The organism is Streptomyces calidiresistens (assembly GCF_014141525.1).
GTDB classification, from domain to species: domain Bacteria; phylum Actinomycetota; class Actinomycetes; order Streptomycetales; family Streptomycetaceae; genus Streptomyces; species Streptomyces calidiresistens.
The window spans coordinates 1-9,718 of sequence record NZ_VKHS01000123.1; the positions used below are offsets into that span (position 1 = coordinate 1).

General features: G+C 70.7%; 2 protein-coding genes and 2 pseudogenes. All 4 read left to right on the forward strand.

Annotated features, from left to right (window positions below; all coding sequences use genetic code 11):
• Positions 1-1,628: pseudogene (locus FOE67_RS07990) on the forward strand (hypothetical protein); the annotation flags it as partial.
• A gap of 332 nt (positions 1,629-1,960) precedes the next feature.
• Positions 1,961-5,362 carry a S8 family serine peptidase gene (locus FOE67_RS07995; RefSeq protein ID WP_182661927.1) on the forward strand — a complete coding sequence of 1,134 codons (3,402 nt, stop codon included), beginning with the start codon at positions 1,961-1,963 and terminating at the stop codon, positions 5,360-5,362.
• 338 nt (positions 5,363-5,700) lie between these two features.
• A complete protein-coding gene (locus FOE67_RS08000) occupies positions 5,701-9,117 on the forward strand; it encodes a S8 family serine peptidase (protein WP_182661929.1) in 3,417 nt (1,138 codons plus the stop codon).
• A 129-nt stretch (positions 9,118-9,246) separates the two neighbouring features.
• Positions 9,247-9,718: pseudogene (locus FOE67_RS08005) on the forward strand (ABC transporter permease); the annotation flags it as partial.

A 9,718-nucleotide genomic window follows, 5' to 3' on the forward strand; every position in this document is an offset into this window, starting at 1 on the left:
GAACGGCGAGCGTCGCGCTCACCGCCGACCCCGGGCTCGGCGAGGAGGGCGCGGGCGTGTACGGCACCACCGTGACCGCCACCGACGGGGAACGCGAGGTCCGCACCGCCGGCAACCTCTACATGGAACTCCGGATGTCCACGGTGCGGGTCGAGCACCTGGACCGGGCCGGCGAACCCACCGAGAACTGGCTGACCAGCGCGTTCAACCCGATCACCGGGGAGGAGCGTTTCTTCGAACCCGACCCGGACGAGGGGCCGCACGTGGGCAGGCTCCGCCTGACCGAGGGAAACTGGACGATCGACACCCGAATCGGACAGGCCGAAGAGAACGAACTCACCTGGATGCTGCGCCCCTGGCTCGAGGTGGGCGAGAAGTTCGAGGACATCCGGTTGACCCACTCCTCGGCCGACGCCCGGCCGGTACGGATGACCCTGCACGATCGCCGGGCCGATCACCAAGGGCTGACCATCGGGTTCGAGCTCGAGTCCGAGGAGTCCGAGGTCCAGAGAAGCTTGGCACTGCCCGGCGAAATCTCACTCCGCACCGCCCAGATCGGATCCTACCCCGATCAGTTCGAGGTGATCGGTGGCGCGATGTCCACGTGGGAGACACCCGATGGAACCCGGCGCTACCACGCCGCGACCGTGGATCGGGAGGGCCTGCCCAGCGGGGTGACCCAGCACACCACGGCTCGGGACCTGGCCCGCATCACCACCCGGGTGGGAATGTGGGCGCCCGGGCGAGAGGTGTCGCTGAACGCGTCCCCCCGGGAAATATCCTTGATCACCTACGACAACTTCTATGACTCCCCGGCCGAGGTGGATGTGTACATCCGACCCGACGACCTCGGCTGGGATCAATGGGCGATACAGTGGTCGTCCACTTCATGGGACCTCGAAAGCCTCCACTTCGCGACGTACCCGGATCTGCGGCCCGGCTCCTCGCGGACGGACACCTTCAACGTCGGGGTCTTCGGCCCCGCCCCGGAGAACATCGGCTTCGTTCGGGCCGAGGGCAGCATCTGGGGAGCGCTGTGGCCCCTCGCGGATGGAGCGGGCCACCCGGGAGGGATCTACGACGCCACTGGCGAGACGGTGCTGTACCGGGACGGCGAGGAGGTGTCCCGGGTACCCGATGCACTCGGCTTCGTGACCCTCGACGTGCCCGCCGAGGCGGCCGACTACCGCCTGGAGACCTCGCTGAGCCGCGCGGAAACCCCGTACGGCGTGGTGAGTTCCCGGGTGGAGACCGCCCACACCTTCCACTCGGCCGCCCCGCCGGAGGGCGAGGAGACACAGCTGCCGATCTCCGCGGTCCGCTACCAACCCGACCTCGCCCTGGACAGCACCGCCAAGGCCGGAAAGAAGATCAAGGTACCCCTGACCGTCGTCGGCGCCGCCGCCGGAAAGAACACCCAGACCCTGCGCATCGAGGTCTCCCTCGACGGCGGAAACACCTGGAAGACCGCCAAGGTCACCGGCAAGGCGACCGACAAGAAGGACAACCGCTCCTTCACCGTCCACAACCCCCCCGCCGGAGGATCCGTCTCCCTGCGCGCCCACCTCACCGACCGCGAGGGCAACACCACCGAACAAACCATCATCGACGCCTGGCGCACCCGCTGACCCCCAACCGACACCACACCCGGGGGCCGATGGACACCACGTCCACCGGCCCCCGGGCCGTTTTCGGCCGCGAACCATTCCGACCAACTCGCGCAGAAAACAAGAGGCTTCACCACCGGAACACCTTTCCCCCACCGAACGCCCGCAGAGATCCCCTGCTGAATGCCCCGTTCCGCTGCGTAGGTTTCTGATCACGCGTGGGGGGACGCACGGGGCTTCCCCCCGCTTCGGGACCGACCGGTCCCGTGTCACAAGGGGGTACGTTGCCCGATTCGCAGACCTCACACGACCCGCATCCGATACCGCGGCCGACCCGTTCCGGGCGCCGTCGATTGGGCCCGGCGCGTTCCGCCGCCGCCCTCCTCGCCGGTGCCCTGACCGGCACGATGCTCGGCGGCCCGGCCTTCGCCGCACCGCCCGACGGACCGGCCGGTGACACGGCCTCGGCGGGAACCTCCCGGATCGTCACCCTGATCACCGGTGACCGTGTCGTGGTCGGCCCCGACGGCAGGGCCACCGGCCTGATTCCCGCCGAGGGCCGCAAGCACATCCCGATCCGCATGCTGCCCGGCGAGAACGGCACCCTGGTGCTGCCGCTCGATGTCGTCGGTGCCGTCGCCGACGGCACCCTGGACCGGCGCCTGTTCGACACCGCCGAACTGACCCGACCCGAATACGACGCGATCGACGGCCTGCCCGTCATCGTCCTCTACGAGGAGGGCCGGGACGGTGGCGAGGAGGCCCGTGAGACGCTGCACGCCGAGGTGGACGCCGAGGCGCGCACCGAGCTCGACACCATCGACGCCGAGGCCCTCACCCTCGCCGAGGAAACTGTCCCCCCGGTCTGGGAGGCCCTGACCGTCGAGGCCGGGGACGAGGAGACCGTGGGTGCGGAGCTGGCCCCCGGCGTGCGCGCCGTGACGCTGGACGGCGTGCGGCAGACCCTGCTGGACCAGAGCACCGGCCAGATCGGGGTACCCGCCGTCCGGGAGCTGGGACTGGACGGCGAGGGCGTCACCATCGCCGTCCTGGACACCGGCGTGGACGCCACCCACCCCGACCTCGCCGACCGGGTCGTCAAGCAGGTCAACTTCACCGACGCCCCGGATGTCGGCGACCTGTTCGGCCACGGCACCCATGTGGCCTCCATCGCCGCGGGCACCGGCGCCAAGTCCGAGGGGCGCTTCACCGGGGTCGCGCCCGGCGCCGACGTCCTCGACGTCAAAGTGCTCGACGACGACGGCTTCGGCTTCGACTCCGAGATCATCGAGGGCATGGAGTGGGCGGTCGAACAGGGCGCCGACATCATCAACATGAGCCTCGGCGGCTACGCGGGCATGACGATCGACCCGATGGAGGAGGCCGTCAACCGCCTCTCCGCCGGGAGCGACAGCCTCTTCGTGATCGCCGCCGGCAACGACGGCACCGGCCGGGGAAGGCTGGGTTCCCCCGGCACCGCCGACGCGGCACTCACCGTGGGCGCGGTGGACCGTGACGACGCCGTCGCCGACTTCTCCTCCTCCGGTCCCCGCCTGCGGGACGGCGCGCTGAAGCCGGACGTGACCGCGCCCGGCGTGGGCATCGCCGCCGCCGCCGCGCAGGGCAGCCTGCTGGAGCGGTGGGAGGAGCCCGTGGAGGAGGGCTACCTCGCGATCTCCGGCACCTCGATGGCCTCCCCGCACGTCGCCGGTGCCGCCGCCCTGTTGGCGCAGGCCCGCCCCGAACTGACCGCCGAACAGATCAAGGCGGTGCTGATGGGCTCCGCCGTCGGCCTGGCCGACACCCCCGCCCACCGGCAGGGCAGCGGACGGATCGACATCGAGCGGGCCCTGGCCACCGACGTGATCGTCGAGTCCGGATCGGTGAGCTTCGGTGCCGCGACCTGGCCCCACGAGGAAGCGGACCCGATCACCCGGGAGATGGTCTACCGCAACCTCGGCACCGAGGACATCACCCTGGAGCTGACGACCGAGGAGATCGGTCCGGAAAACGGACCGGCACCGGAGGGCATGTTCTCGCTCTCCGAGGAGACCATCACCGTCCCGGCCGGCGGCACCGCCGCCGTCGAGGTGACCGCCGACCCCCGCGTCGAAGCGGGTGGTATCGGGGTGTACAGCCTGTTCGTCACCGCCACCGGCGACGGCCAGGAGGTGCGGACCGCCGGCATGCTGTACCGCGAGCCGCGCATGTACGAGCTGCGGGTGGACCACCGTTCCTCCGACGGGGAGCCCACGGACCTGTGGGACACCATCGCGGTCGACCCGTTCACCTACGAGATGGAGTTGCTCCTCCCGGACCCGGACAGCGGCGACGGCAACATCGGCGTCGCCCGGGTGCCCGAGGGCGAGTGGCTGGTGGACACCCTCATGCTGCCCGAGTTCGACGAGAACGGGGAGCCGGTGGACGACGGGCGGACCCCGGAACTCTCCTGGCTGCTGCATCCGGCGTGGAAGGTGAACGAGGAGACCGAGGGCAGTGTGCTGACGCACTCGGCCGCCGACTTCTCCGCGGTGGACCTGACGGTCCACGACCGCCGTGCGCTGGGGGATCTCCTCACCGCCACACTGGAGTTGGTCATCCAGCGGGATGAGGACGGCGACACCTGGGAGGACGTGCACTCGTGGGGGGCGATCCTCCCGCTGGACGGTTTCTCGGTTCGGCTGGGGCAGACCGGCGAGGTCGGTGACGGTGTGGAGGCCACCGGCAAGGTCGGGGCCCACTGGACCCTCCCGTCCCTGGAAACCGAGTACCAGGCGTTCCTGAGCGAGGAGGGCCGCCTGCCCACCGACCTGACCCGGCACTTCGGCCGCCGGGACTTCGCCCGCATCACCACCCGGGTCGGGTCGCCCGCCCCGGGCCGCGAGGGGGCGCTGAGCACGCTCCCCGAGGGCTTCGGCTTCGGCGTCGGCTGGTTCCGTGAGCTGCCGACCACCGTCGAGGTGAACGTCGCCGGCGACGCGGAGAGGTGGATGCAGGAGGTCTGGGAGTGGGACGAGGAGGACAACTGGTCCTCCTACACGACCCCGTACCGGGCGCGTCCCGCCGGGAGCAAGCACAGCGAGACGCTTCAGGTGGGTGTCTTCGGACCCAACCCGGGCGCCGGGAGCTTCGTGCGGGACGGTGACCTCATCCTCGGGGAACTCGTCCCGCTGGCCGACGGCCGGGGCAACCACGGCTTCACCTCCTTCGACTCCGCCCGCACCACCCTGTACCGGGACGGTGAGGTGCTGATCGACGAGGAGGAGCCGGTCGACTACACCGTCCTGGAGGTGCCCGCCGAGGCGGCCGACTACCGCCTGGAGACCTCGCTGAGCCGCGCGGAGACCCCCTACGGCATGGTGAGTTCGCGGGTGGAGACCGCCCACACCTTCCGTTCGGCCGCCCCGCCGGAGGGCGAGGAGACCCAGCTGCCGATCTCCGCGGTGCGCTACCAGCCCAAGCTCGCCCTGGACAGCACCGCCAAGGCCGGAAAGAAGATCAAGGTCCCGCTGACCGTCGTCGGCGCCGCCGCCGGAAAGAACACCGAGACCCTGCGCATCGAGGTCTCCCTCGACGGCGGAAACACCTGGAAGACCACCAAGGTCACCGGCAAGGCCGGCGACAAGAAGGACAACCGCTCCTTCACCGTCCACAACCCCCCCGCCGGAGGCTCCGTCTCCCTGCGCGCCCACCTCACCGACCGTGAGGGCAACACCACCGAACAAACCATCATCGACGCCTGGCGCACCCGCTAGTCCGGGCCCGACGCGACGTCAACGGTCGGGGATCGGAGAGGTATTGACCTCTCCGATCCCCGACCAGTTGTTTCCGGACAATAACCAAATCAACACGCCTCGAAATAAATCAACTTCATCAAGAGCGCACTTTTCCCCCACTGAACGCCCGCAGGGGTCCCCTGCTGAATGCCCCGTTCCGCTGCGTAGGTTTTCGATCAGGCGTGGGGGGACGCATGGGGCTTCCCCCCCGCCCGGGACCGACCGGTCCCGTGTCACAAGGGGGTACGTTGCCCGATTCGCACATCTCACACGACCCGCATCCGATACCGCGGCCGACCCGTTCCGGGCGCCGTCGATTGGGCCCGGCGCGTTCCGCCGCCGCCCTCCTCGCCGCCGCCCTGGCCGGCACGATGCTCGGCGGCCCGGCCTTCGCCGCACCGTCCGACGGACCGACCGGCCCGGTCCCACCGGCCGGCGACACCACCTCGGCGGGAACCTCCCGCATCGTCACCCTGATCACCGGTGACCGTGTCGTGGTCGGCCCCGACGGTCGGGCCACCGGCCTGATTCCCGCCGAGGGCCGCCGGCACATCCCGATCCGCATGCTGCCCGGCGAGAACGGCACCCTGGTGCTGCCGCTCGATGTCCTCGACGCCGTCGCCGACGGCACCCTGGACTCCAGGCTGTTCAACACCGCCGAACTGACCCGACCCGAGTACGAGGGAATCGACGGCCTGCCGGTCATCGTCCTCTACGAGGAGGACGGCGCCGGGGCCCGCGAGGCCGTGCACGCCGAGGTGGACGCCGAGGCGCGCACCGAGTTCGACACCATCGACGCCGAGGCCCTCACCCTCACCGAGGAGACCGCTCCTCCCGTGTGGGAGGCCCTGACCGTCGAGGCCGGGGACGAGGAGACCGTGGGTGCGGAGCTGGCCCCCGGCGTGCGCGCCGTGACGCTGGACGGCGTGCGGCAGACCCTGCTGGACCAGAGCACCGGCCAGATCGGGGTACCCGCCGCCCGGGAGCTGGGACTGGACGGCGAGGGCGTCACCATCGCCGTCCTGGACACCGGCGTGGACGCCACCCACCCCGACCTCGCCGACCGGGTCGTCAAGCAGGTCAACTTCACCGACGCCCCGGACGTCGGCGACCTGGACGGTCACGGCACCCATGTGGCCTCCATCGCCGCCGGCACCGGCGCCAAATCGGACGGCCGCTTCACCGGGGTCGCCCCCGGAGCCGACATCCTCGACGTCAAGGTCCTCGACGACGACGGCTTCGGCCTCGACTCCGAGATCATCGAGGGCATGGAGTGGGCGGTCGAACAGGGCGCCGACATCATCAACATGAGCCTCGGCGACTACACGGACATGACGATCGACCCCATGGAGGAGGCCGTCAACCGCCTCTCCGCCGGGAGCGACAGCCTCTTCGTGATCGCCGCCGGCAACGACGGCACCGGCCGGGGAAGGCTGGGTTCCCCCGGCACCGCCGACGCCGCGCTCACCGTGGGCGCGGTGGACCGTGACGACACCGTCGCCGACTTCTCCTCCTCCGGCCCCCGCCTGCGGGACGGCGCGCTGAAGCCGGACGTGACCGCACCCGGTGTGGACATCGCCGCCGCCGCCGCGCAGGGCAGCATGCTGGAGGAGCGGGTCGAGCCCGTGGAGGACGGTTATATCGCTCTCTCCGGCACCTCGATGGCCTCCCCGCACGTCGCCGGTGCCGCCGCCCTGTTGGCGCAGGCACGACCCGAACTGACCGCCGAACAGATCAAGGCGGTACTGATGGGCTCCGCCGTCGGCCTGGCCGACACCCCCGCCCACCGGCAGGGCAGCGGACGGATCGACATCGAGCGGGCCCTGGCCACCGACGTGATCGTCGAGTCCGGATCGGTGAGCTTCGGTGCGGCGACCTGGCCCCACGAGGAAGCGGACCCGATCACCCGGGAGATGGTCTACCGCAACCTCGGCGAAGAGGACGTCACCCTGGAGCTGACGACCGAGGAGATCGGCCCGGAGGGCGAGCCGGCGCCGGAGGGGATGTTCTCGCTCTCCGAGGAGACCATCACCGTCCCGGCCGGCGGCACCGCCGCCGTCGAGGTGACCGCCGACCCCCGCCCCGGTGGGGATGTCACCGGTGTGTACAGCCTGTTCGTCACCGCCACCGGCGACGGACAGGAGGTGCGGACCGCCGGCATGCTGTACCGCGAGCCGCGCATGTACGAGGTGCGGGTGGATCACCGTTCCTCCGACGGGGAGCCCACGGCCCTGTGGGACACGGTCGCGTTCGACCCGTTCACCTACGAGATGGAGTTCCTCCTCCCGGACCCGGACAGCGCCGACGGCAGTGTCGGTGTCGCCCGGGTGCCCGAGGGCGACTGGCTGGTGGACACCATGCTGTTCCCCGAGTACGACGAGAACTGGGAGCCGGTGACCGACGGGGAGGACCCGGAACTTTCCTGGCTGCTGCACCCGGCGTGGAAGATGAACGAGGAGACCGATGGCAGCGTGCTGACGCACTCGGCCGCCGACCTTCCGCCGGTGAACCTCTCGGTGTACGACCGCCGTGCGGAAGGGGAGCTCTTCAGCGCCGCGCTGGAGTTGCGGATCCAGCGGGACGAGGACGGTGAGCCGTGGGAGGACTCGCTCTCGTGGGGCGCGTACCTTCCGATGAACGACTTCACGGTCCGGCTCGGGCAGACCGGCGAGGTCGGTGACGGCGTCGAGGCCACCGGCACGCTGGCGGCCCACTGGAGCCGTCCGTCCGAGGACGTCGAGTACCAGATCCTCCTGAGCGAGGAGGGCCGCCTGCCCACCGAGGTGACCCGGCACTTCGAGCGCCGGGACTTCGCCCGGATCACCACCCGTCTCGGTTCCCCCGCCCGGAGCGCGGATCGGACGGCGACCGTGTTCACCATGCCCGAGGGCTCCGAGGGAGGCTTTGGCCGACCCCTCGAGCTGCCGACCACCGTCGAGGTGAACGTCGCCGGTGACGCGGAGAGGTGGATGCAGGAGCTCTGGGAGTGGGACGAGGAGGACAACTGGTCGGAGTACCGGACCCCGTACCGGGCGCGTCCCGCCGGGAGCAAGCACAGCGAGACGATTCAGGTGGGCGTCTTCGGACCCAACCCGGGCGCCGGGGGCTTCGTGCGGGACGGTGACCTCATCCTCGGGGAACTGGTGCCGCTGGCCGACGGCCGGGGCCACCACGGCTCCAGCCCCGTCGACTCCGCCCGCACCACCCTGTACCGGAACGGCGAGGTACTGATCGACGAGGAGGAACAGGTCGACTACACCGTCCTGGAGGTGCCCGCCGAGGCGGCCGACTACCGCCTGGAGACCTCGCTCAACCGGGCGGAGACCCCGTACGGTGTGGTGAGTTCCCGGGTGGAGACCGCCCACACCTTCCACTCGGCCGCCCCGCCGGAGGGCGAGAGCGTCGAACTGCCGATCTCCGCGGTCCGCTACCAGCCCAAGCTCGCCCTGGACAGCACCGCCAAGGCCGGAAAGAAGATCAAGGTCCCGCTGACCGTCGTCGGCGCCGCCGCCGGAAAGAACACCCAGACCCTGCGCATCGAGGTCTCCCTCGACGGCGGAAACACCTGGAAAACCGCCAAGGTCACCGGCAAGGCGACCGACAAGAAGGACAACCGCTCCTTCACCGTCCACAACCCCCCCGCCGGAGGCACCGTCTCCCTGCGCGCCCACCTCACCGACACCGACGGCAACACCACCGAACAAACCATCATCGACGCCTGGCGCACCCGCTGATCCCCAACCGACACCACACCCGGGGGCCGATGGACACCACGTCCACCGGCCCCCGGGCCGTTCACGCTCTCATCCGTCTCTCATCCGGGCCTCAGCCGGTCCTCACGACCGGGGCCTAGCGTCCGCCGCATGCTTCTCACCTATCTGCGCCGGGAGTTGTGGAACCGGCGGCGGGCCCAGTTGGTCATCGCCTCCGGCCTGGCCCTGGGCATCGCGCTCGTCGTGCTGGTCGGTTCGGTCACCTCCGGTATGCAACGGGCCCAGGAGTCCGTGCTGTCCTCCCTGTACGGGGTGGGGACCGACATGACCGTCACCCGGACCCCGCGCTCCGCCGAGGAAGTGATGGCGGGCGGCGAGGGGCGACGGCTCTTCGAGTTCGAGGCGAACGCCGAGGAGGAGCAGCGGCGCGAGCGGATCGTCGCCGACCCGTTCACCGCGATGGACGCCTCGGTGGCCGAGGAGGTGGCGGCCGTCGAGGGGGTGGCGGAGGCGATCCCCTCCCTGACCCTGACCAACGTCACCGTGATGGGCGACTTCGCGCCCGGGGAGTTCGCGCCGCCCGCCGGGGGCGAGGGCTCGGGGGCCCCGCCCGGGGGCGAGG